This window comes from Streptococcus oralis (assembly GCF_023109155.1).
Lineage (GTDB): Bacteria > Bacillota > Bacilli > Lactobacillales > Streptococcaceae > Streptococcus > Streptococcus oralis_BZ.
Genome location: NZ_JALDUA010000001.1, coordinates 412,183 through 435,386, shown reverse-complemented (window position 1 = coordinate 435,386; position 23,204 = coordinate 412,183). Strand labels below are relative to the sequence as shown.

At 43.7% G+C, this 23,204-nt stretch carries 23 protein-coding genes and 1 riboswitch; of the genes, 6 read left to right on the top strand and 17 right to left on the bottom strand.

The features are described from left to right. Positions 1-14 precede the first annotated feature (14 nt). From accC to M1F63_RS02100, 11 genes are all read right to left on the bottom strand, one after another. A complete protein-coding gene (accC, locus tag M1F63_RS02150) occupies positions 15-1,382 on the bottom strand; it encodes an acetyl-CoA carboxylase biotin carboxylase subunit (protein WP_000488663.1) in 1,368 nt (455 codons plus the stop codon). Positions 1,383-1,393: 11 nt separating this feature from the next. Further along, a complete protein-coding gene (fabZ, locus tag M1F63_RS02145; protein WP_000565515.1) occupies positions 1,394-1,816 on the bottom strand; it encodes a 3-hydroxyacyl-ACP dehydratase FabZ in 423 nt (140 codons plus the stop codon). Then, positions 1,813-2,301, bottom strand: a complete 489-nt coding sequence (gene accB, locus M1F63_RS02140) for an acetyl-CoA carboxylase biotin carboxyl carrier protein (RefSeq protein WP_247940608.1) — start codon at positions 2,299-2,301, stop codon at positions 1,813-1,815. Before accB ends, fabZ begins: the two co-directional genes overlap by 4 nt. Before the next feature lie 2 nt (positions 2,302-2,303). Beyond that, positions 2,304-3,539, bottom strand: a complete 1,236-nt coding sequence (fabF, locus tag M1F63_RS02135) for a beta-ketoacyl-ACP synthase II (RefSeq protein ID WP_049478074.1) — start codon at positions 3,537-3,539, stop codon at positions 2,304-2,306. Between the two features lie 28 nt (positions 3,540-3,567). Beyond that, the gene (fabG, locus tag M1F63_RS02130; protein WP_001177611.1) at positions 3,568-4,299 is read right to left on the bottom strand and encodes a 3-oxoacyl-[acyl-carrier-protein] reductase; all 732 of its coding nucleotides are present in this window, start codon (positions 4,297-4,299) and stop codon (positions 3,568-3,570) included. A gap of 45 nt (positions 4,300-4,344) precedes the next feature. Beyond that, complete coding sequence (fabD, locus tag M1F63_RS02125; RefSeq protein WP_125423659.1) at positions 4,345-5,265, bottom strand: ACP S-malonyltransferase; 921 nt, start codon at positions 5,263-5,265, stop codon at positions 4,345-4,347. Continuing rightward, entirely contained in the window at positions 5,258-6,232 is a 975-nt protein-coding gene (fabK, locus tag M1F63_RS02120) for an enoyl-[acyl-carrier-protein] reductase FabK (RefSeq protein ID WP_000857452.1), read from the bottom strand. Before fabK ends, fabD begins: the two co-directional genes overlap by 8 nt. Before the next feature lie 117 nt (positions 6,233-6,349). Beyond that, positions 6,350-6,574, bottom strand: coding sequence for an acyl carrier protein (locus M1F63_RS02115; RefSeq protein ID WP_000257840.1), 225 nt, complete (start codon positions 6,572-6,574; stop codon positions 6,350-6,352). Between the two features lie 57 nt (positions 6,575-6,631). Beyond that, positions 6,632-7,606, bottom strand: a complete 975-nt coding sequence (locus M1F63_RS02110) for a beta-ketoacyl-ACP synthase III (RefSeq protein WP_000852965.1) — start codon at positions 7,604-7,606, stop codon at positions 6,632-6,634. Beyond that, on the bottom strand, positions 7,606-8,040 hold the full coding sequence (gene fabT, locus M1F63_RS02105; RefSeq protein ID WP_000386338.1) for a fatty acid biosynthesis transcriptional regulator FabT: 435 nt from the start codon (positions 8,038-8,040) through the stop codon (positions 7,606-7,608). Before fabT ends, M1F63_RS02110 begins: the two co-directional genes overlap by 1 nt. A gap of 90 nt (positions 8,041-8,130) precedes the next feature. After that, positions 8,131-8,916, bottom strand: coding sequence for an enoyl-CoA hydratase (locus tag M1F63_RS02100; protein WP_001015588.1), 786 nt, complete (start codon positions 8,914-8,916; stop codon positions 8,131-8,133). Positions 8,917-9,198: 282 nt separating this feature from the next. On the opposite strand from M1F63_RS02100, the gene M1F63_RS02095 reads away from it, so the two are divergent. The 3 genes from M1F63_RS02095 to serS all read left to right on the top strand — a co-directional run bounded on the left by M1F63_RS02095 (position 9,199) and on the right by serS (position 12,425). Next, positions 9,199-10,563, top strand: coding sequence for an aspartate kinase (locus M1F63_RS02095; protein ID WP_000869633.1), 1,365 nt, complete (start codon positions 9,199-9,201; stop codon positions 10,561-10,563). Between the two features lie 2 nt (positions 10,564-10,565). Further along, positions 10,566-10,937 carry a DUF956 family protein gene (locus M1F63_RS02090; protein WP_247940607.1) on the top strand — a complete coding sequence of 124 codons (372 nt, stop codon included), beginning with the start codon at positions 10,566-10,568 and terminating at the stop codon, positions 10,935-10,937. Between the two features lie 213 nt (positions 10,938-11,150). Beyond that, the gene (serS, locus tag M1F63_RS02085; RefSeq protein ID WP_247940606.1) at positions 11,151-12,425 is read left to right on the top strand and encodes a serine--tRNA ligase; all 1,275 of its coding nucleotides are present in this window, start codon (positions 11,151-11,153) and stop codon (positions 12,423-12,425) included. 21 nt (positions 12,426-12,446) lie between these two features. Here the strand turns inward: serS and M1F63_RS02080 are convergent, their stop codons facing one another. The 6 genes from M1F63_RS02080 to zapA all read right to left on the bottom strand — a co-directional run bounded on the left by M1F63_RS02080 (position 12,447) and on the right by zapA (position 19,090). Continuing rightward, complete coding sequence (locus tag M1F63_RS02080) at positions 12,447-13,346, bottom strand: TDT family transporter (protein WP_247940605.1); 900 nt, start codon at positions 13,344-13,346, stop codon at positions 12,447-12,449. A gap of 110 nt (positions 13,347-13,456) precedes the next feature. Continuing rightward, positions 13,457-14,005, bottom strand: coding sequence for a carboxymuconolactone decarboxylase family protein (locus M1F63_RS02075; protein WP_000206775.1), 549 nt, complete (start codon positions 14,003-14,005; stop codon positions 13,457-13,459). Between the two features lie 131 nt (positions 14,006-14,136). Further along, a complete protein-coding gene (locus tag M1F63_RS02070; protein ID WP_247940604.1) occupies positions 14,137-15,459 on the bottom strand; it encodes an alanine/glycine:cation symporter family protein in 1,323 nt (440 codons plus the stop codon). An 89-nt stretch (positions 15,460-15,548) separates the two neighbouring features. Next, positions 15,549-15,637, bottom strand: a riboswitch (glycine riboswitch). A 168-nt stretch (positions 15,638-15,805) separates the two neighbouring features. Next, entirely contained in the window at positions 15,806-18,142 is a 2,337-nt protein-coding gene (locus tag M1F63_RS02065; RefSeq protein WP_247940603.1) for an endonuclease MutS2, read from the bottom strand. Positions 18,143-18,242: 100 nt separating this feature from the next. Then, on the bottom strand, positions 18,243-18,791 hold the full coding sequence (locus tag M1F63_RS02060; RefSeq protein WP_247940602.1) for a CvpA family protein: 549 nt from the start codon (positions 18,789-18,791) through the stop codon (positions 18,243-18,245). After that, positions 18,788-19,090 (bottom strand): cell division protein ZapA, encoded by a 303-nt coding sequence (zapA, locus tag M1F63_RS02055; protein ID WP_000002028.1) that lies wholly within the window; start codon positions 19,088-19,090, stop codon positions 18,788-18,790. The genes M1F63_RS02060 and zapA overlap by 4 nt, the downstream gene beginning before the upstream one ends. 86 nt (positions 19,091-19,176) lie before the next feature. On the opposite strand from zapA, the gene rnhC reads away from it, so the two are divergent. From rnhC to recD2, 3 genes are all read left to right on the top strand, one after another. Next, positions 19,177-20,052: a ribonuclease HIII gene (gene rnhC, locus M1F63_RS02050; RefSeq protein WP_247940601.1), complete on the top strand. Its 876-nt coding sequence runs from the start codon at positions 19,177-19,179 to the stop codon at positions 20,050-20,052. A 9-nt stretch (positions 20,053-20,061) separates the two neighbouring features. After that, positions 20,062-20,676: a signal peptidase I gene (gene lepB, locus M1F63_RS02045; RefSeq protein WP_049489777.1), complete on the top strand. Its 615-nt coding sequence runs from the start codon at positions 20,062-20,064 to the stop codon at positions 20,674-20,676. Positions 20,677-20,805: 129 nt separating this feature from the next. Continuing rightward, the gene (gene recD2, locus M1F63_RS02040) at positions 20,806-23,175 is read left to right on the top strand and encodes an SF1B family DNA helicase RecD2 (protein WP_247940600.1); all 2,370 of its coding nucleotides are present in this window, start codon (positions 20,806-20,808) and stop codon (positions 23,173-23,175) included. Positions 23,176-23,204 lie beyond the last annotated feature (29 nt).

Below are 23,204 nucleotides of genomic sequence, written 5' to 3'. Positions count from 1 at the left end.
TACTGTTTGAAAGTCTATTCTTTTTCTTGGTATTTTGGCAAGAAAGTTTCCATCAAGAAGGAAGTATCGTAGTCACCAGCGATAACTCTACGGTCTGAAATCAGATCCAACTGGAAGTCTGCATTGGTTTGCACTCCTTCAATATCAAGTTCATAAAGTGCCCGTTGCATCTTCATAAGAGCATCAAAACGATTCTCCCCATGAACAATGATTTTGGCAATCATACTATCATAGTAAGGAGGAATGGTATAACCTGGATAGACTGCAGAGTCTACACGCAATCCAACTCCTCCACTTGGAAGGTAGAGGTTGGTAATTTTACCTGGGCTTGGAGCAAAGTTAAATGCTGGATTTTCCGCATTGATCCGGCATTCGATAGCGTGACCTCGTAGGACAATATCTTCTTGTTTGAAAGGTAAAGGTTGCCCGGCAGCAATGCGAATCTGCTCCTTCACGATATCAACACCTGAAACAAACTCTGTGACTGGGTGTTCAACTTGCACACGAGTATTCATTTCCATGAAGTAGAAATTGCCACTGGCTTCATCGAGAAGAAATTCAATCGTCCCTGCATTTTCATAGCCTACAGACTCTGCTGCACGAACGGCTGCTGCACCAATTTCATGACGAAGAGTTTTGCCAATCGCAATGGATGGGCTTTCTTCTAAGACCTTTTGGTTATTCCGTTGGAGTGAACAATCCCGTTCACCAAGATGGACAACATGACCCTCTTGATCTGCAAGAATCTGAACTTCGATATGACGAGCTGGATAAATCACACGCTCAAGATACATAGCGCCATTTCCAAAATTGGCCTTAGCTTCACTGGATGCTGTCTCAAAGGCTGCGACCAAGTCTTCTGCCTTTTCAACCTTACGAATCCCTTTTCCACCACCACCTGCCGATGCCTTAAGCATGACTGGATAGCCAATTTTTTCTGCAACTGCAAGCGCCTCTTCAGCCGTGTGAACTTCACCATCAGATCCTGGAATAACTGGAACCCCAGCCTTGATCATTTGCTCACGCGCATTGATCTTATCTCCCATGGTATCCATCACAGCACCAGAAGGGCCGATGAACTTAATCCCTACTTCATCACACATCGTGGCAAACTTGGAGTTTTCGCTAAGAAAACCAAAACCTGGGTGGATGGCTTCTGCTTCAGTCAAGACTGCAGCAGATAAAATAGCGTTGATATTTAGATAAGACTCTGTTGCCTTACCAGGTCCGATACAGATAGCTTCATCCGCTAGGAGTGTGTGAAGAGCTTCCTTATCCGCAGTAGAATAAACTGCTACGGTTGCAATGCCCAATTCACGCGCAGCTCGAATAATGCGAACCGCAATCTCACCACGGTTGGCAATCAAAATTTTACGAAACATGGAGAACCTCCTTAGTTTCCAATTGCAAAGGTAAGAGTACCACTCGCTGCAAGCTTACCATCTACTTCAGCCTTTGCTTCAACCACAGCAATTGTACCACGACGTTTAACAAAAGTAGCCGTCATAACTAATTGGTCACCTGGTACAACTTGCTTCTTGAACTTAACCTTGTCCATGCCAGCATAGAAGACCAGTTTCCCTTTATTTTCAGGTTTGGACAATTCCAAGACACCAGCAGTCTGTGCCAAGGCCTCCATGATAAGAACACCTGGCATGACTGGGTATTGTGGAAAATGACCATTGAAGAAAGGTTCGTTGATGGTCACATTTTTAATGGCAACAATGGTATCCTCGCTCACTTCCAAGACACGATCCACTAGGAGCATAGGGTAGCGATGGGGTAGAGCTTCTTTGATTCCTTGAATATCGATCATTTGATACGTACCAATCCTTTACCGAACTCAACCATTTCTTCATTTGAAACGAGAATTTCTGTCACCACACCATCCTTAGGTGCAGGAATTTCATTCATGACTTTCATGGCTTCGATGATCACCAAAGTCTGACCTTTTTTAACACTATCCCCGACTGTGACAAAGGCAGGTTTATCTGGTCCAGCAGCCAAGTAAGCCACCCCTACAAGTGGGCTCTCAACGACATCACCCTCTGGAGCAACCGTCGTTTCAGCTGGTGCTGGAGCTTCTTCCACTGCACTCTCTACTGGAGTTGAAGGGGCCGAAACTACTGGACTAGCAACCACTGCAGCTGGCGCTGGAACAACTTGAGCTGGTGCTTCAGAAGCTATTCTTGCTTCATTCTTACTGAACTGCAATTCGTCCGTTCCGTTTTTATAAGAAAATTCTCTCAAACTTGATTGGTCAAATTGAGCCATCAAGTCCTTGATCTCATTTAAATTCATAATTATTTATTCTCCCAACGTTTGAAAGCAAGAACCGCGTTATGTCCGCCAAAACCAAAAGTGTTTGAAATAGCATAAGGGATTTCTTGCTCCAAGCCTTTTCCATAAACGACATTCGCTTCGATATAGTCTGATAACTCACTTGTTCCAGCTGTCATTGGTACATAGTTATGACGCATGGCTTCAATAGTAGCGATTGCTTCTACGGCCCCTGCAGCACCAAGCAAGTGTCCTGTAAAGGACTTGGTTGAAGATACAGGTACTTCTTTACCAAGGACAGCTACGATCGCACCACTTTCTCCTTTTTCATTAGCAGGAGTTGAAGTTCCGTGGGCATTGACGTAAGCTACTTGCTCTGGAGAAATTTCTGCTTCTTCCAAAGCCAACTTCATGGCCTTAATCGCACCTTGACCCTCTGGATGAGGTGAAGTCATATGGTAAGCATCACAGGTATTTCCATAACCAACTACTTCAGCCAAGATAGTTGCACCACGTTTTTCAGCATGTTCAAGGCTTTCAAGAACCAACATCCCTGAACCTTCTCCCATCACAAAACCATTACGGTCTTTGTCAAATGGGATAGAAGCACGAGTTGGATCCTCTGTAGTTGATAGGGCAGTCAAAGCTTGGAAACCAGCGATGGCAAAAGGAGTGATAGATGATTCTGATCCACCAACTAACATGACATCTTGGAAACCAAACTTGATAGAGCGGAAGGCATCCCCAATGGCATCATTTGATGAGGCACAGGCTGTATTGATTGATTTACAGATACCGTTTGCTCCGAAGCGCATAGCAACATTTCCTGAAGCCATATTTGGCAAGGCTTTGGGAAGTGTCATTGGTTTAACGCGTTTTGGACCTTTTTCATGAAGACGGATAACCTGATCTTCGATTTCTTTAATTCCCCCAATACCAGAAGCCACGATGACACCAAAGCGATCTTTATCAATTGCTTCTACATCAAGATTTGCATTTGTCACCGCTTCTTGAGCCGCATACAAGGCATACAAAGAATAGTTGTCAAAACGGTTAGTATCTTTTTTGACAAAGTATTTATCAAATGGGAAATCTTGAACTTCTGCCGCATTGTGCACAGCAAATTCGCTGTGGTCAAACTTAGTGATTTCTCCAATTCCAATCTTCCCAGTTTGCAAACTGTTCCAAAATTCTTCTGGAGTATTTCCGATAGGAGAGGTCAATCCGTAACCTGTTACTACAACTCGATTTAGTTTCATCTGTCTTACCTATATCTTTCCTTATTTTTTACATGCTAAGTCCGCCATCAACAGCGAGAACTTGTCCCGTCAAATAATCCTGTCCAGCCAGGAACACTGTAGCATCTGCGATATGTTCTGCTTGACCAAAATGTTTCATTGGGATTTGGGCCAATGTCGCTTCCTTAACCTTATCAGACAAAACAGCAGTCATATCTGACTCGATCATTCCTGGTGCAAGAGCATTTACGCGTACGTTGCGATTGGCAACTTCACGTGCAACTGACTTGGTAAAACCAATCAAACCTGCTTTAGAAGCCGCATAGTTGGCTTGTCCGATATTTCCCATCAAACCGACCACACTAGACATGTTGATAATCGCACCTTCACGTGCCTTGATCATCTGTTTCAAGACTGCTTGCGTCATGTTGAAGGCACCTGTCAAGTTGATCTTAATCACTTTTTCAAAGTCTTCTTCGGTCATCTTGAGCATAAGCGTATCTTGAGTGATCCCAGCATTGTTGACCAAGACATCGACAGAACCGAGTTCTGCAATCGCTTGATCTATCATACGCTTGGCATCTGCAAAGTCTGAAACATCACCTGAGATCGGTACTACTTTGACGCCGTAGTTTGAAAACTCAGCCAGCAATTCTTCTGAGATTGCTCCGCGACTATTCAAAACTACATTAGCGCCTAGTTGGGCAAATTTGTGAGCAATGGCAAGTCCGATACCACGACTTGAACCTGTTACAAAGACATTTTTGTTTGTAAGTTGCATTCTATTTCTCCTGTTTCCTGTTGTATTTTGTGGGAGAAGGGATCATTAGTTTCCTAACAAAGCATCCAAGCTTGCTTGGTCTTCAACGTTAGCTAGCTGAGCTGTTTTATCAATTTTTTTGACAAAGCCTGATAGGACCTTGCCAGGACCAATTTCAATAAAGTTGGTTACCCCAGCATCCTGCATCACAGCAATACTTTCATAAAAACGAACAGGTTCTTTGACCTGACGCGTCAAGAGCTCTTGGATTCGATCTTTTTCCATAACAGTAGCCTCCGTATTGCCAACTAGTGGGCAAGTAAAATCAGAGAAACTCACTCCCTCAAGAGCTCCAGCTAGTTGCTGACTGGCTGACTCAAGAAGGGCTGTATGGAAAGGACCAGAAACATTTAAAGGAATCAATCGTTTTGCTCCTGCTTCCTGCAAGAGTTCAACTGCGCGGTCAACCGCAGCCACCTCACCACCGATAACGACTTGGCTTGGGGTGTTGTAGTTGGCTGGAGTCACTACTCCAACTTTAGAGGCTGTTTCACAAGCTTCCTCAATCACTTCAACTGGAGTATTAAGAACGGCAACCATCTTTCCAGAGCCTGCTGGTGCAGCCTCTTCCATATAAGCCCCACGCTTAGCAACCAAGGCAACTGCATCCTCAAAGTCCAAGGCACCACTTGCTACAAGAGCTGAATATTCTCCGAGGGACAGTCCTGCCACCATGTCTGGCTGATAGCCTTTTTCTTTCAATAATCGGTAAATAGCAACGGATGTAGCTAGAATAGCTGGTTGCGTGTAACGAGTCTGATTTAACTTTGCTTCATCATTGTCAATCAAATCACGAAGGTCATAACCTAAGACTTGGCTAGCTTGATCGATTGTTTCCTTGACGATAGGGTAGCGATCATAGAGATCACGCCCCATTCCTAGATACTGAGCACCTTGACCTGCAAATAGAAAGGCTGTTTTAGTCATTTCTTACAACTCCTGCCCAACGAGAGGCTTCTTCTTGAATTTTTTTGGCTGCGCCATAGTATAGATCTTTTAGAATTTCTTCGACAGTTTCCTCTTTAGAAACCAAACCAGCGATCTGACCTGCCATGACAGATCCACCTTCCACATCTCCATGAACAACGGCTTTAGCTAGAGCACCAGCCCCCATTTGTTCAAAGATTTCTAAATCTGGATTTTCTTGTTTAAAGGCATCTTTTTCAGCCTGCTCAAAGTCACGTGTCAATTGGTTTTTAATGGCACGAACAGCATGTCCAAAGTGTTGAGCGGAAATAGTCGTATCAATATCACGCGCTTTTAAGATTTTTTCCTTGTATTTTGGATGGGCGTTAGATTCCTTAGCTACTACGAAACGCGTACCAACTTGAACGGCCTCAGCACCAAGCATAAAGCCTGCAGCGACACCTTCACCGTCCGCAATTCCTCCAGCTGCGATAACTGGAATTGAAACAGCTGCAGCAACTTGGCGAACCAAGGTCATCGTCGTCAATTTACCAATATGCCCACCGGCTTCCATTCCCTCTGCAATAACCGCATCTGCACCAATTTTTTCCATGCGTTTTGCCAAAGCAACACTTGGAACAACGGGAATAACTGTAATTCCTGCATCATGGAAACGAGTCATGTATTTACTTGGATTTCCTGCACCAGTTGTAACAACCTTGACCCCTTCTTCAATCACGAGATCAACGATGTCTTCTACAAAAGGTGACAAGAGCATGATGTTGACACCAAAAGGTTTGTCCGTAAGTGATTTGATTTTATCGATATTAGCCTTTACGACCTCTTTAGGTGCATTCCCACCACCGATAATCCCTAGACCACCAGCTTTTGATACTGCACCAGCCAAGTCACCATCAGCAACCCAGGCCATTCCTCCTTGAAAAATAGGATAATCAATGTTCAATAATTCTGTAATACGTGTTTTCATAGTGCCTCCATCATTCCTTGCTTACGTAATAGTTCGATGAATTTATCATTTGAGTTTCAAACTATTACCTAAACAAGAGGGAGTGGGTTTCCCCTACTCCTTCTAGTAATATGTTAATTATTTTGTTTGCTCTTCAACGTAGGCAACCAAGTCACCAACTGTTTTCAAGTTATCTTCTGCTTCGATTTGGATATCGAAAGCATCTTCGATTTCAGAGATTACTTGGAACAAGTCCAATGAATCTGCATCCAAATCATCAAAAGTAGATTCAAGTGTTACTTCTGATGCGTCTTTCCCAAGTTCTTCAACGATAATTTCTTGTACTTTTTCAAATACTGCCATGATAGGACTCCTTTAAAATATAAAAAATTTATAACTATGTGTTTACCACATGATTACCTAGATTGTAAGAATGAGTGTGCCCCATGTCAAACCTCCACCGAAGCCTGATAGGAGAATCGTCTGGCTACCATCTAAACGAATCTTGCCATTCTCCACACACTCTGAGAGTAAAATCGGGATACTTGCTGCACTGGTATTTCCATACTCCATCATATTGGCAGGAAGCTTGTCTCGGTCTACGCCGATCTTCTTAGCCATCTTATCCAAAATGCGGATATTTGCCTGATGAAGCAAGAGATAATCCAATTCCGATGCTGCGATTGGACCATTTTCAATGGTTCCTTTGATCGATTTAGCAACATCACGATTTGCAAAATCAAAAACTGCTCGTCCATCCATTTTCAAAAAAGCAGGAACTGCTTCTTGATCCGAGAAAGGAGAAGCCAAAGCCGTTTGACCATAGGTCAAACACTCGCTCCGAGAGCCATCTGTATAGAGACTTTCCACAAGGAAGTGCCGTGTTTCGCTCGCTTCCAAGAGAACCCCACCAGCTCCATCCCCAAAGAGAACAGCTGTTGAACGATCTGACCAATCAACTGCCTTGGATAAGGTTTCAGCCCCGATAACAATCCCTTTTTTGAACTGTCCAGAACTTAAAAACTTTTCTGCAGTTGAGAGAGCGAATACAAAGCCACTGCAAGCTGCTGTCAGATCAAAGGCGAAAGCTCTATGCGCTCCGATATTTGCCTGAACTCGAGCTGCTGTGGAAGGCATCATCGAGTCTGGGGTAATCGTCGCTACAATGATAAAATCAATCTGATCCGCTGTTAAGCTCCCTTTAGCCAGCAAGCTCTTAGCAACTTCTGTCGCCAAGTCACTTGTAGACTCTGATTTTGAGATATGTCTCTGTTTAATTCCTGTCCGACTTGAAATCCACTCATCGCTTGTGTCCATGATTTGGGCTAAGTCATGATTAGTGACCACTTGCTCTGGAACATAATGAGCAACCTGGCTTATTTTTGCAAAAGCCATTATTTCAAATCCTCCAAAAATTGATAAAGGTTCGTTAAACCTCTGCCCATGACTTCTTTTTCCTCAGGGCTCATGCCATCGATGATTTTTTCGACCATAGCCTTGTGGAATCGTTTATGAAGGCGGTGAACCAAACGACCTTGCTTTGTCAAATGCAGATAGACCACTCGACGGTCTTGGTCAGAACGAATACGCTCAATATAACCTTTTCTCTCCAGGTTATTCAAACTCGTCGTCACTGTTCCAAGAGTTACCATCAGTTCTTTGGAAACCTTACTTGGCGTTGCCTCCGGGAACTTCCCAATCACATCGATCGTGTGCATTTCTTTGATGGAGATGTCTTTGAATCGACTACCTCGTAAGCTAACCTCCTCAATCACAAGGACGTTATTAAAAATAGATGTTAGATAATCATTTACTTGTTGGTAGTCCAAATCGTTTCCCTCCCCCTCAAAAAACTTTTACAATCAAAACATTTGATAAAAGAAGTATAACAAACTTCAAAAAATTGTGCAAGTATTTTTTCACATTCCTGTAAATTTTGGTCTTCTTCTTTCAGAATGCGCTCGAACCCCTTCTTTGAAATCTTCAGTTAGAGATAACGATTCTTGTAGTTTCAATTCTAATTCGGCATAATTCTGCCAATCCTTGAATTGACTTTCCCAAACTAACTTTTTAATCGCTGCGTATGAGTTTGCTGAACCTCTTCTTAATTTTTTCAGAACCTGTTCTCTTGTTTTTTCTAATTTGTCAACTTCACAAACACGGTATACCACGCCCCATTCTAGCGCTTTTTCAGCAGTCAAAGCTTCACCTGTCATGGCAAGTTGTGCAGCCCGTGTTACCCCGATACTACGACTCAAGAGATGAATCCCACCAGCGTCTGGCGCCAATCCAACTCCGACAAAGGCTTGAATGAATTTTGCCTTGTCAGTCGCTAAACAGAAATCAACTGCTACTGCCATATTTGCTGCAGCACCAGCAACCGCTCCATCTACCTCCATCAAAACAGGTTTTGGAATTTGCTTGATTTTAAAAGAAATTGTATTGACTAATTCTGCAATCTTATTCAAAGAAGGGATATCATCTTCGTCTACTGCTCGTTTCATCTCAACCAAGTCTCCCCCAACTGAAAAAACCTTCCCATTAGCATTAATCAAGATGAACTGCACAGCTTGATCCTGCTCTGCTAGAGTCAAAGCTTCTAAAATCTCCTCACACATTGGGATATGGAAACCATTTGCCACTTCGGGACGATTCAAAGTAATGATAGCCAGATCATCTACGATCTGATATAAGATATGATTCATAGCTTCTCCTTTTCTTTTATAAGGTAATAAAATTGTTTTATCATCAAAGTATACCTTTTTTTGGATAAAGAGGCAAGGAAAAACTAAAGGAAAGTGTCTCAGCTGATTATTTACCCATCATTTATGAGTGTGAGTAAAATTTGACACTCTTACTTTTAAATCGTTATCGCTTTTCAGAATAAGTTAGTGTTTTCTTCTATTATAATAGGAAGTTATTTTCTTCATTGAAAAATGCCCCTCTTTCTGCTATAATCGTATAAAATACTTACTTGAGGAGTCCTTATGAAGGTTGTAAAATTTGGCGGAAGCTCGCTTGCCTCTGCTGGTCAGTTAGAAAAAGTCTTAAATATCGTTAAAAGTGATAAAGAACGCCGTTTTGTAGTCGTTTCTGCACCCGGCAAACGCAATGCTGAAGATACCAAGGTAACTGATGCCTTGATCAAATACTATCGTGACTATGTGGCTGGAAATGACATCAGTGCTAGCCAAAGCTGGATCATTGACCGTTATGCCGCTATGGTTAGTGAACTTGGGTTAAAACCTGCTGTTTTAGAAAAAATCTCTAAAAGCATTCGGGCCTTGGCAACTCTTCCTATAGAGGACAATGAATTTCTCTATGATACCTTCCTAGCGGCTGGAGAAAATAACAATGCCAAACTCATTGCAGCCTACTTTAACCAAAACGGTATCGATGCACGCTATGTTCACCCAAGAGAAGCTGGAATTGTTGTCACAAGTGAACCAGGAAACGCACGCATCATTCCATCTAGTTATGACAAGATTGAAGGCTTGGCTGATAGCAACGAAGTCCTTGTCATCCCTGGTTTCTTTGGTGTGACTAAGGAAAATCAAATCTGTACTTTTTCACGTGGAGGCTCAGATATTACAGGTTCTATCATTGCAGCAGGTGTTAAGGCTGATCTCTATGAGAACTTTACAGACGTAGATGGTATCTTTGCTGCCCATCCTGGTATTATCCACCAACCACACTCCATTCCTGAATTAACCTACCGTGAAATGCGTGAGTTGGCTTACGCTGGATTTTCAGTTCTTCATGACGAAGCCCTTCTTCCTGCCTACCGAGGAAAAATTCCTCTTGTCATCAAGAATACCAACAACCCTGACCACCCAGGAACACGCATTGTTTTAGAACACAGTAGTGATAAATTCCCAGTAGTAGGGATTGCAGGTGACTCAGGATTCGTCAGCATCAACATGTCAAAATACCTCATGAACCGTGAAGTCGGGTTTGGTCGCAAGGTTCTGCAAATCCTTGAGGATCTCAATATCGGTTGGGAACACATGCCTACAGGTATCGACGATCTTTCAATCATCCTCCGCTCCCGCGAATTGACTCCTATCAAAGAAGAAGAAATTCTACGTCAACTCGTTCAAAAGGCTGAGGTGGACCATGCTGAAATCGAACATGACCTTTCCATCATTATGATTGTTGGAGAAAAGATGAAGAGTCATATCGGGGTAACTGCTACTGCAACACGGGCTTTGTCTGAGAATAAAATCAACATCCAGATGATGTCACAAGGTTCAAGCGAAGTTTCCATCATGTTTGTTGTCAATAAAGAGCAAGAGAAGGCCGCTATCAAGGCTCTCTATCATGCCTTTTTCGATGAAAGTAAGGAAGACTAATCATGGCCCAATCACTCAATCAAGTCATTGACCTCCAAACTACTGGGACATCTTACCTCTCTATCTCTGGAAAAGTTGGAAAATTTCTAGTTGGGGATCAAGCCTTAGAGTTTTATCCTGATGTCAATGTCGAACAATATATCCAAATCCCTTGGTCCAGCATTCAGCAAATAGGAGCTAACGTAAGTGGTCGCAAGATCAGCCGTCACTTTGAAGTCTTCACTGATCAAGGAAAATTCCTTTTTGCTTCAAAAGACTCTGGAGCTATCCTCAAAATCGCTCGGAAAAAATTAGGAAACGACAAGGTTGTGAAACTTCCGACTCTACTCCAGACCATTGGACAAAAACTTAAAAATCTATTTGCAAAAAAGTAGAAACTTTAGTATAATCATAGCAACGGATAAGTAAGTTATCTCCTTCTTTCAGAAAGTCTGCGGGTGCTGCGAGCAGATAGGAGGGATAGGTGAAATTCTACCGTTGTTCACAATTAAATACTCAATCAAGTGCACACCTGTGAAGTTGGATGGAACCGTGGCCCTGCCACTCCAACACTTTGTCAGGTGTGCTTTTTTCATAAAGGAGTTCTTATGTTAGATATTAAACGTATTCGTACAGATTTTGATGCTGTCGCTGAAAAATTAGCTACACGTGGTGTAGATGCTGCTATCTTGAATGAGATGAAAGAAATCGATGCTAAACGTCGTGACGTCTTGGTCAAGGTTGAAACTTTAAAAGCAGAACGTAACACAGTTTCAGCTGAGATTGCTCAAGCTAAGCGCAACAAGGAAAATGCCGATGACAAGATTGCTGCGATGCAAACCCTATCTGCTGAAGTCAAAGCCTTGGATGCTGAATTGGCGGACATCGATGCTAAATTGACAGAATTCACCACTACTCTTCCAAACATCCCTGCTGACAGCGTTCCTGTTGGGGCTGACGAAGATGACAATGTGGAAGTTCGCCGTTGGGGTAGCCCACGCGAGTTTGACTTCGAGCCAAAAGCTCACTGGGATCTTGGTGAAGACCTTGGTATCCTTGACTGGGAACGCGGTGGTAAGGTAACAGGAGCTCGCTTCCTCTTCTATAAAGGACTTGGGGCTCGTTTGGAACGTGCTATCTACAACTTCATGTTGGATGAGCATGGTAAAGAGGGCTATACGGAAGTCATCACGCCTTACATAGTTAACCATGACTCTATGTTTGGTACTGGTCAATATCCAAAATTCAAGGAAGACACTTTTGAATTGAAAGACACTAATTATGTCCTCATTCCTACAGCTGAAGTGCCTTTGACAAATTACTACCGTGATGAAATCCTTGACGGTAAAGACCTACCAATCTACTTTACCGCTATGAGTCCATCATTCCGTTCTGAGGCTGGTTCTGCAGGTCGTGATACACGTGGCTTGATTCGTCTACACCAATTCCACAAGGTTGAAATGGTCAAATTTGCCAAACCAGAAGAATCTTATGAAGAATTGGAAAAAATGACAGCCAACGCTGAAAACATCCTTCAAAAACTCAACCTTCCATACCGTGTCGTTGCCCTCTCTACTGGGGATATGGGCTTCTCAGCTGCCAAAACTTATGACTTGGAAGTTTGGATTCCAGCGCAAAATACTTATCGTGAAATCTCAAGCTGTTCAAACACAGAAGATTTCCAAGCCCGTCGTGCCCAAATCCGTTACCGTGATGAAGCAGATGGAAAGGTGAAACTCCTTCATACCTTGAACGGTTCTGGACTTGCAGTTGGACGTACAGTGGCTGCTATTCTTGAAAACTACCAAAATGAAGATGGTTCTGTAACCATTCCAGAAGCACTTCGTCCGTATATGGGTGGAGCTGAAGTTATCAAACCATAAAAAAGGCCTAGCTATTTCTAGCTAGACCTTTTTTCGTAACCAAATCAGATAAGCACCCAAGACGAAGAATAAAATAGTGAGGCATATAACCGTTTCAGCCAATACCAGATAATCCAGAAATGGAAGTTTCAAAATTCCCTGAGCCATCTTGAGCGAAGTAGCTGTGATAATGGTTGGAAAGGTGAGGGCTGAGAAGGCTGGTTGAAATCCTTGTTTTAAAATATTGGGCAGGCGAGTCAAAACAAAGAAAAAGAAGGATTGAGATGCCAAAATCATGACAATCAAGAGCCAAGTCGGTAGGCTTGCTCCTCCAACTCGAACTAGAGAAGCCAAGAGTAGGGAAAAGGGAGCACAGTAGATTCCTTCCTGTCCAAGCAAGGCCACTGGGAGTGGATCTTTCTTTAAATCACTATAAATAAGGGGATAGAGATAGAAGGTCAAGACAAAACCAAAACTCAAGGTCGCATAGGCAATTTCAATGATACCGACAAGAGGATAGGTCAAGGCTGCTACTGCTATCCCCACATAGAGTACCGTCCAACTAGGAGTCGCATTGACCCTCCGACCTGGACAGGCAAATTTGATGGTAAAAGTAGCAATCAACGCCAAATCCAAGAGAAATGAAAACCACCAGATCCCTTGTGCAACTATAGGAAGAGCAGGGAATACGCGAAAGACATAGGTCGATAAAATCATCCCAGCCATAGGAAAAGTGGCCATCCCAGACAAAAGAGGGGGCTTGGTCAATTCTTGCTTGGTTTCTTCCCAATTAAAAAGATGAAGAATCAGAAAGAAAATCCACAAAACTAAACCAGTCAGACTCAATAAATGCGACAGAACTGGCCAAGTATCTGCAATCAGATTTCCTGCACCTGCTAGACCTAATAAACAGCCAGAAAATACCAAGGGGAGCTTTTTCATCCGAGCCTCCAATAATCATGTTATTATTAGTATAGCATAAAAGCGCTTAAAATAGCATAGAAAAATGAAGACTGGATTGCTCAGTCTTCATTTTTTCTTTCTGATTCGAACTAGGCATAAGGTTGTAATTCTGGGTTAATAGGCGTATTGGCTAGGTTGTTGGCATAGTTGCAGAGGCTGGCAAGACTAACACCGAGAACCACGTCCAAGGCATTTTGTTGCGTGTAGCCAGCTTGCAAAAATTCAGCCAATGCTTCATCTCCTACACGCCCTTTGGTATTGATGACCGCCAAGGTAAACTTAGCTAGGGTGTCCAATTTAGGATCTGTTTCAATCGGAGTGCGGTTGCGGAGGGCTTGAAGAAGATCATCATTCATCTGGATTTGTTTGATTGAAAAGGCTGTGTGACCTGCGACGCAGAAAGCACAACCATTGGTTACGGCAGCTGTGATTTGTACTACTTCGCGTTCCACTGGTGTCAGGCTATTGCGGCGGTTGATGGCTCCGACAGTTCGGTAGGCTTCAAGCGCGGTTGGGGCATTGGCCAAGAGACCGATTAGGTTGGGAATATAGCCATTGTTATCTTTTTGTACTGTTTCAAGAACTTCTTTTACTTCTGCTGGTGCTGATTCTACTGTGTGGATGGTAAATGTTGTCATAAGAAACCTCTTTTCATTTTATTGTCATTTAGTCTATCATAGAATTTCCCCCTTGGATAATATATATTTTCAATCGCCTTGATAGGAAATGTCTATGAAATGAAAAAAATCACACTAAAAGTGTGATTGGGTTAGTGTTTAAAATACTTTCTGGTTTCGGAAATAACGACTGGCGACAAGACCAAGAGGGCAATCAAGTTTGGTAAAGCCATCAAGGCGTTGACGATGTCTGCGATAATCCAAACCATATCCAACTCGATAAATCCTCCCAACAAGACCATGACTACAAAGACTACACGATAGAGCCAGATAAAACGAACACCAAAGAGAAACTCAAAACAGCGCTCTCCGTAGTAGTTCCATCCGAGAATCGTCGTAAAGGCAAAGAGTACAAGGAAAATGGTCAAGAGGGCAGGTCCAAAGTGTGAAAAAACTGTTGAAAAGGCTGACTGGGTCAAGGCCACTCCATTCAAATCACCACTCCAAACCCCAGTTACCAAGATTGTTAGACCTGTCAGAGTACAGATAATCAAAGTATCAATAAAGGTTCCTGTCATGGAAATCAAACCTTGCTCGACAGGCTCATTAGTCTTAGCTGCAGCCGCCGCAATGGGAGCAGAACCAAGACCAGATTCGTTAGAAAAGACTCCTCGCGCCACACCATTTTGGATAGCCATCCGAATGCTAGCACCGGCAAAGCCACCTACCGCAGCAGCTGGACTAAAGGCTGAAGTAAAGATGAGGGCAAGTGTGGCCGGGATTTTCTCGATATTAAAGAGAATAACTGTAAGAGTTCCTAAAATATAAACAATAGCCATAAAAGGAACCACTGCTGTCGAAACTTTTGATATGGATTTGAGGCCACCAAAGACGGCAATACCCACCAAAATGGATAAAATCAGAGCTGTGATAGCTGGATCAACTTGGGCTGTATTTTGAATGGATTCTGTAATCGAATTGACTTGGGTAAAGGTACCAATCCCTAGAAGGGCTACCAATACACCCGCTAGGGCAAAGAAGATAGCAAGTGGACGCCACTTTTCTCCCATCCCCAAAAGGATGTAATGCATGGGTCCTCCAGCTACAGCTCCATTTGCATCCTTTGTGCGATATTTGATAGCTAGCAAGCCTTCGGCATACTTGGTCGCCATTCCAAAAAAGGCTGCCATCCACATCCAAAAGAGAGCCCCTGGTCCTCCAACCTTAATGGCTGTCGCGACTCCGATGATATTTCCCGTACCAACGGTGGCAGCTAGAGCTGTACAAAGAGCTGCAAAGCTCGACACATCACCATGTCCCTTGTCCTTGGTGAAAATTAACTGAAAAGCCTTAGGGAGACGAGCAACCTGCAAAAGGCCCAGTCGGATGGTCAAATAGATACCCGTTCCGACCAATAAGATCAAGAGGGGAGGCCCCCAAACGAAAGCATCAAGCGCTTTTAGCAACTCTAACATATCCTTCTCCTATCTTTCAACCCCAAAAGAAAGAGCACATGCAAGATACATGTACTCTGGAATGCTTAGATAAATGCCAAAAAGCGGTCTATCCTAGCTCTGTCCTTTTACCTGAGAGTTTGAGCAGTTGCCTGCCTTGCCCCTTCGGTGCCTTTACGGTCTCTCCAGAGTTCCGTCCATTTACAGTCATGGAAAACAAACCTTTCTCCACTTCTATTAAACTTCATTCGGTGTTGGTATTTTATTTTTTATTATTCTACAAGAAAAGTTAGCCATTGTCAATATATTCTATGAAAATTTTTGACCTTTCATTCCCTTTTTCAGAAAGAGCGAATCCTTCTTCTCTCTATCCTTTAAAGGTCACAATGGTTGCGCCACTGCCTCCAGAATTTTGTGGAGCATAGCCAAAACTCTTGACATGCTTGTTTCTTTGCAGGTATTTGGTGACGCCCTCACGGATGACTCCTGTTCCGATACCATGAATGATGTCTACCTGCGCCATGTTATTGAGCAGGGCTTGGTCGATAAAGGCGTCTAACTCATTCATAGCCTCTTCATACCGTTTGCCTCGGAGATCCAGTCTCGCTTGCGGACCACGACCAGAAGCACGTTTGATGACATTGACTTGTTTTTTCTTGACTGGGGCTTTTTGCTGAGCCTGAACAAGGTCAAATTCTTTCTCCTCCAAGGTCATCTTGATCAAGCCAACTTGGGCTTCCCAACGGCCGTCCTTAAGCTGATTGGTCAAGGTTCCACGTTGACCATAACTGAGGACCACAATGTCATCTCCCACCTTTGGAGCAAGTTTTTTCTTGGCTTTTTGAAGGACCTTGTTTTTAGACAAGTCGACTTTTTCAGGAGCCAGTTTTTTCAGCTCAGCCTTGGCCTCAATGATTTCGTGGGGTTTGAGTTGAGACTTACTGTGGAGGTTTTTCAGGATTTGGTCACTCTCACTTAGCGCTAGTTCCACAATCTCAGCAGCTTGTTCACGCGCCTTGTTAAGCTCAGTTTCTTTTTCACGATTGAGTTCGTTGTAGAGTTTTTTGAGTGCTCGATTCATCTTGAGATTTTCTTGCTCCACCTCACGGATATTGTCCAAGCGTTTACGGCTTTCAAGTGTTTGCTCTTCCAATTGTTCAATGATACGGTTGACATCATTATCTTGATTAACCTGCTGGCTGGCATCTCCTACGATGACATCTGACAAGCCCAGGCGTTTGGCAATTTCAAAGGCATTGCTTCGACCAGGAACTCCCTGCATAAAGCGATAGGTCGGACGCAGACTGGCTGTATCAAACTCCATGCTGGCATTTTGCACAAAGGCTGTCTCAATACCGTAGGCCTTGAGTTCTGGATAGTGGGTCGTCGCCATAGTTTTGACCTGACGTAGACGAAGATCCTCTAAAATAGCCATAGCAAGGGCTGCTCCTTCCTGCGGATCGGTACCTGCCCCAAGCTCATCTAAGAGTAAAAGCGAATGTTGGTTGACCTTGCCAAGAATATCTACGATATTGGTCATGTGGCTGGAGAAGGTAGACAAGCTTTGCTCGATAGACTGCTCATCCCCAATATCCGCGAAGATTTCCTCGAAAATACCGACACGGCTTCCCTTGTCAGCTAAAATGGGCAAGCCTGACTGGGCCATGAGTTGAGTCAAGCCCAGGGTTTTGAGCATGATGGTCTTCCCACCCGTATTGGGACCTGTAATGACAATGGCCGTTAATTCCTTACCAAAGTGTACATCGTTTGCCACTGCATTTTTGACCAAAGGATGGCGAACATGAAGGAGTTGAATCTCTTGATTCTCTGAAAGTTGAGGAACGACTGCTTGTCTTTCTTGGATGAAACGTACCTTGGCACGAATCAGATCCAGATGGCCGATGATCCAAGCGTCATTAGCAACCTCAGCAGCATGAGGACGAACCCGTTCCGATAGTTCCTGCAGGATGCGAATCATCTCATAGCGTTCGTCAGCTCGCAGACTAGCGATTTCTTCGCTCAGTTTCACGACCTCACGTGGCTCGATGTAGACCGTGTTTCCACTGGCAGAGATGTCATGGACAACACCTGCAATCTTGTTGCGATAGGTATTCTTGACGGGTAAGACTTGACGACCATTTCTGCTAGCGATTATGCCTTCCGTCAACATCTGCGCTTTTTGCTTGAGCAGGTCTTGCAAGACATCTCGGACCTGACTCTCGCTATCATGGATTTTCCGGCGAATGCGTGCTAGCTCTTCACTGGCGAAATTTTCGATAAATCCTGCATCATTTAGAGATTGGAGACTCCCTTGTAAATGAGGGAAATCATGGAGTTTCTCAAACCATCTCGCCAACTGCTCCAAGCGTACGTTTTCGAGATTGTCATAAAAACTTTGCAACTCTCTGCTAGCAAACAAGACCCGTTTGAGGAGCAGGAACTCCTCAATATTGAGGTCCGCCCCCATCTCCAAACGCTTGCAAACAGCTGAGATTTCACGTGTCGCTAGGATGGTAAAGTGAGGCTGCTCCACAAATAAGGCTTGCATTTCCTCCATCTCTGTAAAGGCTTGCTTGATCTTATCCACCTTGGCAGTTGGAACCAAGGCTTTTAGCTCCTCTAGTCCTTGTTCTGTCAGGAGATGCGGTTCAAACAAGGCTTTGATTTTATTAAATTCTAAGGTTTCTAGTATTTTTGTATTCATATTCTTTCCTTGTATGCTGGTTTACAAGATTATAGCAACTAGAGGTTTTGACCTAGTCGTTCAATCTGTAAACAAAGGGCTAGGAAAAATCCCGCCCTTTTTATCCGATTAAATTTGTCACCCAGAGTTGTTTGATAAAATTTGTCGTAAAAGGGACACTTTGGATGATGTGTTTGGCTACTGTACTTTTTTCGAGTGAATTTTGAATGACTGCCAGAGGCACTGTTGCAAGGATGGTCAGAGCCATTTGCAAGACAAATAAGGTTACCAATAGAGACAAAACGCCTGATCCGATACGCAACCATTTGACATCGAGCTTTTTAGTTGGAATCAAGTGCAGGAACAAACCGATAAAACGTCCGATACTATAACAAATTCCGAAAACTAAAAGGTAGGCTAGGCCTGCATAAAAGACCTTGTCTAGGTGGAAAAGCTGGTCTGAAGGGAAGAAAAAGGTGCCCTGTCCTTCCTGAGGATTGGCATAAGGGACAAGTAAGTGGAAGTGATTTCCCAGCGATTTATAAAACTGTCCCGCAATAAAGGCTGAAATTACTGCAACGAGGAAATAATAAACTTGCAGCACCAAACCTCTACGGTAACCGATGTAAAAGCCCCAAGCAAGAACCAATAAGAGTAGGATTGAAATCATAGGGAATCCTCAATCTTGCTCTGTTCTTGTTTGACAGCAATCAACTTGTGGCGGAGTTCTAACAACTCTTGCTCCTTGTCATCAAATTCAATCTCACGATTGAGCTGTGTAGACAGACAGTTGACCGCCAAAAGAAGCGCAATGGTTTCATCATCCGCCCCAGGCATTTGTTCTTTAATTGCTTGGTATTTTTCAGTCGCAACCTTGGCAATTTCCTCCATAAAGAGGTTGTCATGCTCGGTTGTCAAGGTTAATGTCTTTTTCCCGAATGTAAACTTATATCGATTTAGATTTGCCATAAAATTCACCTCACGATATTATACCAAATTTCGCTAACTTTGTCAGTTTTTACCAATTCTCCTGCTTTTGTGGTACAATAGAGACTATGGCAAGTATCACACTCACACCAAGTGAACAGGAAATTCAGAGCTTTTTAAGTCAGTATCAGAAGGCTCTCGCTCCTAGTAAAAATCCCTATATCCGCTATTTTTTGCGCTTCCCTCAGGCGACTGTTTCCATCTATACTTCTGGAAAAGTCCTCCTGCAAGGCGAAGCTGCTGAGCAGTACGCCAGTTTCTTTGGCTACCAAGTTCAACAAGAAAACAGTGGACAAGATTTTCCTATGATTGGGACTGATGAGGTGGGAAATGGTTCCTACTTTGGTGGGCTGGCTGTCGTGGCTTCCTTCGTGACACCTGACCAGCATGACTTCTTGCGAAAACTTGGTGTGGGGGATTCCAAGACTCTGACTGACCAAAAGATTCGTCAGATTGCCCCTATCCTCAAGGAAAAAATTCCACATCAAGCGCTCCTCCTTTCACCGAGCAAGTATAATGAAGTTATCGGAGAGCGTTACAATGCTGTTTCTGTAAAGGTTGCCCTTCACAACCAGGCTATCTTTCTCCTGCTTCAAAAAGGAGTCCAGCCAGAGAAAATCGTGATTGATGCTTTTACAAGTCCTAAAAACTATGACAAGTACTTGGCTCAAGAAGCCAACCGTTTTCCAAATAAGATCACTTTGGAAGAAAAAGCCGAGGGCAAATACCTGGCTGTTGCGGTTAGCTCCATCATCGCGCGGGATCTCTTCCTCGAAAACTTAGAAAATCTGGGACGAGAACTGGGCTATCAACTACCTAGCGGCGCTGGAACTGCATCTGATAAGGTTGCCAGCAAAATCCTTCAAGCCTATGGTATGAAGGGACTTCATTTCTGCGCCAAACTGCATTTTAAAAATACTGAAAGAGCAAAAAAACTTCTATAGAGGTAAACCATGAACTATTTAAAATCATTTATAAAAGAATGGGGAGTTATCTTCCTGATTATCGCACTGGTAGGCCTTAGCCGCATTTTCCTTTGGAGCAATGTCCGTGTGGAAGGACACTCGATGGACCCTACCCTAGCTGACGGAGAAGTTCTCTTCGTTGTTAAACACCTCCCAATTGACCGCTTCGATATCGTGGTTGCGCATGAGGAAGACGGAAATAAAGATATCGTCAAGCGCGTTATTGGAATGCCAGGAGATACCATCCGCTATGAAAATGACAAACTCTTTATCAACGGTGAGGAAACGGATGAACCCTACCTAGCTGAATACCTCAACTTGTTCAAAACAGAAAAGTTGCAAAACACCTATACTGGAAAAGGATTTGAAGGCAATAAGGGAGTTTACTTTAGAGAACTTGCTCAAAAGGCACAGGCCTTTACAGTCGATGTCAATTCCAACACCAGCTTCAGCTTTACTGTCCCTCAAGGCGAATACCTTCTCCTTGGTGACGATCGTCTAGTCTCTAGCGACAGCCGCCACGTTGGTACCTTCAAGGCCAGCGATATCAAAGGCGAAGCAAAATTCCGTTTCTGGCCACTTAACCGTATCGGAACTTTTTAAGATAAGGAAGAGGCCGAGAATGCTAAGTCTCAGCCTCTTTTTCTATTGCGAGAAGAAGACCTTTTAGTCTCCTAGCTTGTTGAAAGAAGCTAAGGGTACAACTCTCACGAACTCATGTAAAGGAAACCTATGGAAGTTTATTTTTCAGGCACCATTGAACGCATTATTTTTGAAAATGTCAGTAATTTCTATCGCATCCTCCTCCTAGATATCGAAGATACGGACGCGGAGGACTTTGACGATTTTGAAATCATCGTTACAGGAACCATGGCGGACGTGATTGAAGGGGAAGACTACACTTTTTGGGGGCAAATCGTTCAGCACTCCAAGTATGGGGAACAGCTTCAGATCAGCCGTTATGAACGCGCAAAACCAACTAGTAAGGGACTAGTCAAGTACTTTTCTAGCAGTCATTTCAAGGGAATTGGTCTCAAAACGGCCCAAAAAATCGTTGATAGCTATGGTGACAATACCATTGATGAAATTCTGGAACATCCTGAAAAGCTAGAAGGCATCTCAGGACTCTCTGCCAAAAACCGTGAGGCTTTTGTTTCCACCCTCCGTCTTAACTACGGGACAGAGATGGTCTTGGCAAAACTAGCTAACTACGGCATTCCCAATAAACTAGCCTTTCAGATTCAAGACTTTTACAAGGAAGAAACGCTGGATATTGTCGAGAACTATCCCTACCAGCTGGTCGAGGATATCAAAGGATTAGGTTTTACCATTGCTGACCAATTGGCTGCCGAACTAGGTATCGAAAGCCAAGCTCCTGAACGCTTCCGTGCTGGCCTTGTTCATAGTCTTTTTCAGGGATGTATGGATACGGGCGATACCTATATGGAAGCCCGAGATTTGCTGGAACAAACCCTTACTCTTCTCGAATCTTCCCGTCCCGTGGAACTCGATCCCAGCCAAGTAGCTCAGGAACTATCTCATTTGATCGAAGAAGACAAGGTTCAGCAGATTGATACCAAAATTTTTGATAACAGCCTCTTTTTTGCTGAGGAAGGCATTCGCAGTCACTTGGTTCGTATCCTTGAAAAAGAAAAGCAGAAAAATCAGGATTTGGAAACCATTCACAAGCATATCTCTACTGTCGAGCAAGAACTGGGGATTCAGTACGATACCATTCAAAAACAGGCTATCTGCGACGCTATCCAGAACAAGGTCTTTATCCTGACAGGTGGGCCTGGTACAGGTAAGACGACTGTTATCAATGGAATTATCGCTGTTTATGCCCTTTTAGAAGGGCTTGATCTCAGGAAGAAAAGCAACTTACCTATCCTTCTTGCTGCTCCAACTGGTCGAGCGGCTCGGCGCATGAATGAATTGACGGGTTTGCCTAGCGCGACCATACACCGTCATTTGGGGATGACGGGAGACGATGATACCAGCCATCTAGAAGATTATCTGGATGCCGACTTTATCATTGTAGATGAGTTTTCCATGGTGGATACTTGGCTAGCCAACCAACTTTTCTCCAACATCTCTTCTAACAGTAAAATTCTCATCGTGGGGGATAGCGATCAGCTACCTTCTGTTAGTCCTGGACAAGTCCTAGCTGACCTGCTCCAGATACCTCTGATTCCGCAGACCCGCTTGGAACGGATTTACCGTCAGAGTGAAGAATCAACTATCGTCACCTTAGCTAGTCAGATTCGACAGGGAATCTTGCCAGCCGACTTTACCCAGAAAAAAGCTGACCGCTCCTACTTTGAAATCGCTAGTGGCCATATCCCAGCTACCATTGAGAAAATCCTCGGCGCTGCCCTCAGAAGTGGCATTCCGGCTCGCGATATTCAGGTGCTAGCGCCTATGTATCGAGGAACTGCTGGTATTGACGCCATCAACCAACTCATGCAAGACCTGCTCAATCCTCAGCAAAAGGGGCAAGTTAGCTTTGAAGCAACTCAGTGTCACTATCGAACAGGGGACAAGGTTATTCACCTAGTCAACGACGCTGAAGTCAATGTCTTTAATGGAGACCTAGGATACATCACAGACCTAATTCCTGGAAAATACACCGAGTCCAAACAAGACGAGATTGTCATTGATTTTGATGGCAATGAGGTCATCTATCCACGCAACGAATGGTACAAGATTCGACTAGCCTATGCCATGAGTATCCATAAGTCTCAGGGAAGTGAGTTTCCTGTTGTTATCCTGCCCATCACCAGTGCTAGCAAGCGCATGCTGGAGCGAAATCTCATCTACACAGCTATCACACGGGCTAAGAGCAAGCTCATCCTTCTCGGTGAATTACAGGCCTTTGACTATGCAGTCAAGCATATCGGGACTGCTCGCAAGACCTATCTGATTGAGCGCTTCAGTGATTTAATTGAAACTACTATTGAAGAAAGTAAACAAGCCTTCTCTGAAACTGCCACAGCAAGTGACTCTGAACAATCCTACATCCTCACCGAAGAAAACTGGTCTAGTATTCCCGCTATGATTGGAATTACAGATGCTGACTTAAAAGAGATTTTTGGAAAATAGTGCAACAGAAAGCCCACCTAGTCAGGTGG

Excerpts from the sequence above, each read along its gene's own strand:
- accC (WP_000488663.1), bottom strand. The coding sequence starts at position 1,382 with ATGTTTCGTAAAATTTTGATTGCCAACCGTGGTGAGATTGCGGTTCGC.
- fabZ (WP_000565515.1), bottom strand. The coding sequence starts at position 1,816 with ATGATCGATATTCAAGGAATCAAAGAAGCTCTACCCCATCGCTACCCT.
- accB (WP_247940608.1), bottom strand. The coding sequence starts at position 2,301 with ATGAATTTAAATGAGATCAAGGACTTGATGGCTCAATTTGACCAATCA.
- fabF (WP_049478074.1), bottom strand. The coding sequence starts at position 3,539 with ATGAAACTAAATCGAGTTGTAGTAACAGGTTACGGATTGACCTCTCCT.
- fabG (WP_001177611.1), bottom strand. The coding sequence starts at position 4,299 with ATGCAACTTACAAACAAAAATGTCTTTGTAACAGGTTCAAGTCGTGGT.
- fabD (WP_125423659.1), bottom strand. The coding sequence starts at position 5,265 with ATGACTAAAACAGCCTTTCTATTTGCAGGTCAAGGTGCTCAGTATCTA.
- fabK (WP_000857452.1), bottom strand. The coding sequence starts at position 6,232 with ATGAAAACACGTATTACAGAATTATTGAACATTGATTATCCTATTTTT.
- M1F63_RS02115 (WP_000257840.1), bottom strand. The coding sequence starts at position 6,574 with ATGGCAGTATTTGAAAAAGTACAAGAAATTATCGTTGAAGAACTTGGG.
- M1F63_RS02110 (WP_000852965.1), bottom strand. The coding sequence starts at position 7,606 with ATGGCTTTTGCAAAAATAAGCCAGGTTGCTCATTATGTTCCAGAGCAA.
- M1F63_RS02100 (WP_001015588.1), bottom strand. The coding sequence starts at position 8,916 with ATGAATCATATCTTATATCAGATCGTAGATGATCTGGCTATCATTACT.
- M1F63_RS02095 (WP_000869633.1), top strand. The coding sequence starts at position 9,199 with ATGAAGGTTGTAAAATTTGGCGGAAGCTCGCTTGCCTCTGCTGGTCAG.
- M1F63_RS02090 (WP_247940607.1), top strand. The coding sequence starts at position 10,566 with ATGGCCCAATCACTCAATCAAGTCATTGACCTCCAAACTACTGGGACA.
- serS (WP_247940606.1), top strand. The coding sequence starts at position 11,151 with ATGTTAGATATTAAACGTATTCGTACAGATTTTGATGCTGTCGCTGAA.
- M1F63_RS02080 (WP_247940605.1), bottom strand. The coding sequence starts at position 13,346 with ATGAAAAAGCTCCCCTTGGTATTTTCTGGCTGTTTATTAGGTCTAGCA.
- M1F63_RS02075 (WP_000206775.1), bottom strand. The coding sequence starts at position 14,005 with ATGACAACATTTACCATCCACACAGTAGAATCAGCACCAGCAGAAGTA.
- M1F63_RS02070 (WP_247940604.1), bottom strand. The coding sequence starts at position 15,459 with ATGTTAGAGTTGCTAAAAGCGCTTGATGCTTTCGTTTGGGGGCCTCCC.
- M1F63_RS02065 (WP_247940603.1), bottom strand. The coding sequence starts at position 18,142 with ATGAATACAAAAATACTAGAAACCTTAGAATTTAATAAAATCAAAGCC.
- M1F63_RS02060 (WP_247940602.1), bottom strand. The coding sequence starts at position 18,791 with ATGATTTCAATCCTACTCTTATTGGTTCTTGCTTGGGGCTTTTACATC.
- zapA (WP_000002028.1), bottom strand. The coding sequence starts at position 19,090 with ATGGCAAATCTAAATCGATATAAGTTTACATTCGGGAAAAAGACATTA.
- rnhC (WP_247940601.1), top strand. The coding sequence starts at position 19,177 with ATGGCAAGTATCACACTCACACCAAGTGAACAGGAAATTCAGAGCTTT.
- lepB (WP_049489777.1), top strand. The coding sequence starts at position 20,062 with ATGAACTATTTAAAATCATTTATAAAAGAATGGGGAGTTATCTTCCTG.
- recD2 (WP_247940600.1), top strand. The coding sequence starts at position 20,806 with ATGGAAGTTTATTTTTCAGGCACCATTGAACGCATTATTTTTGAAAAT.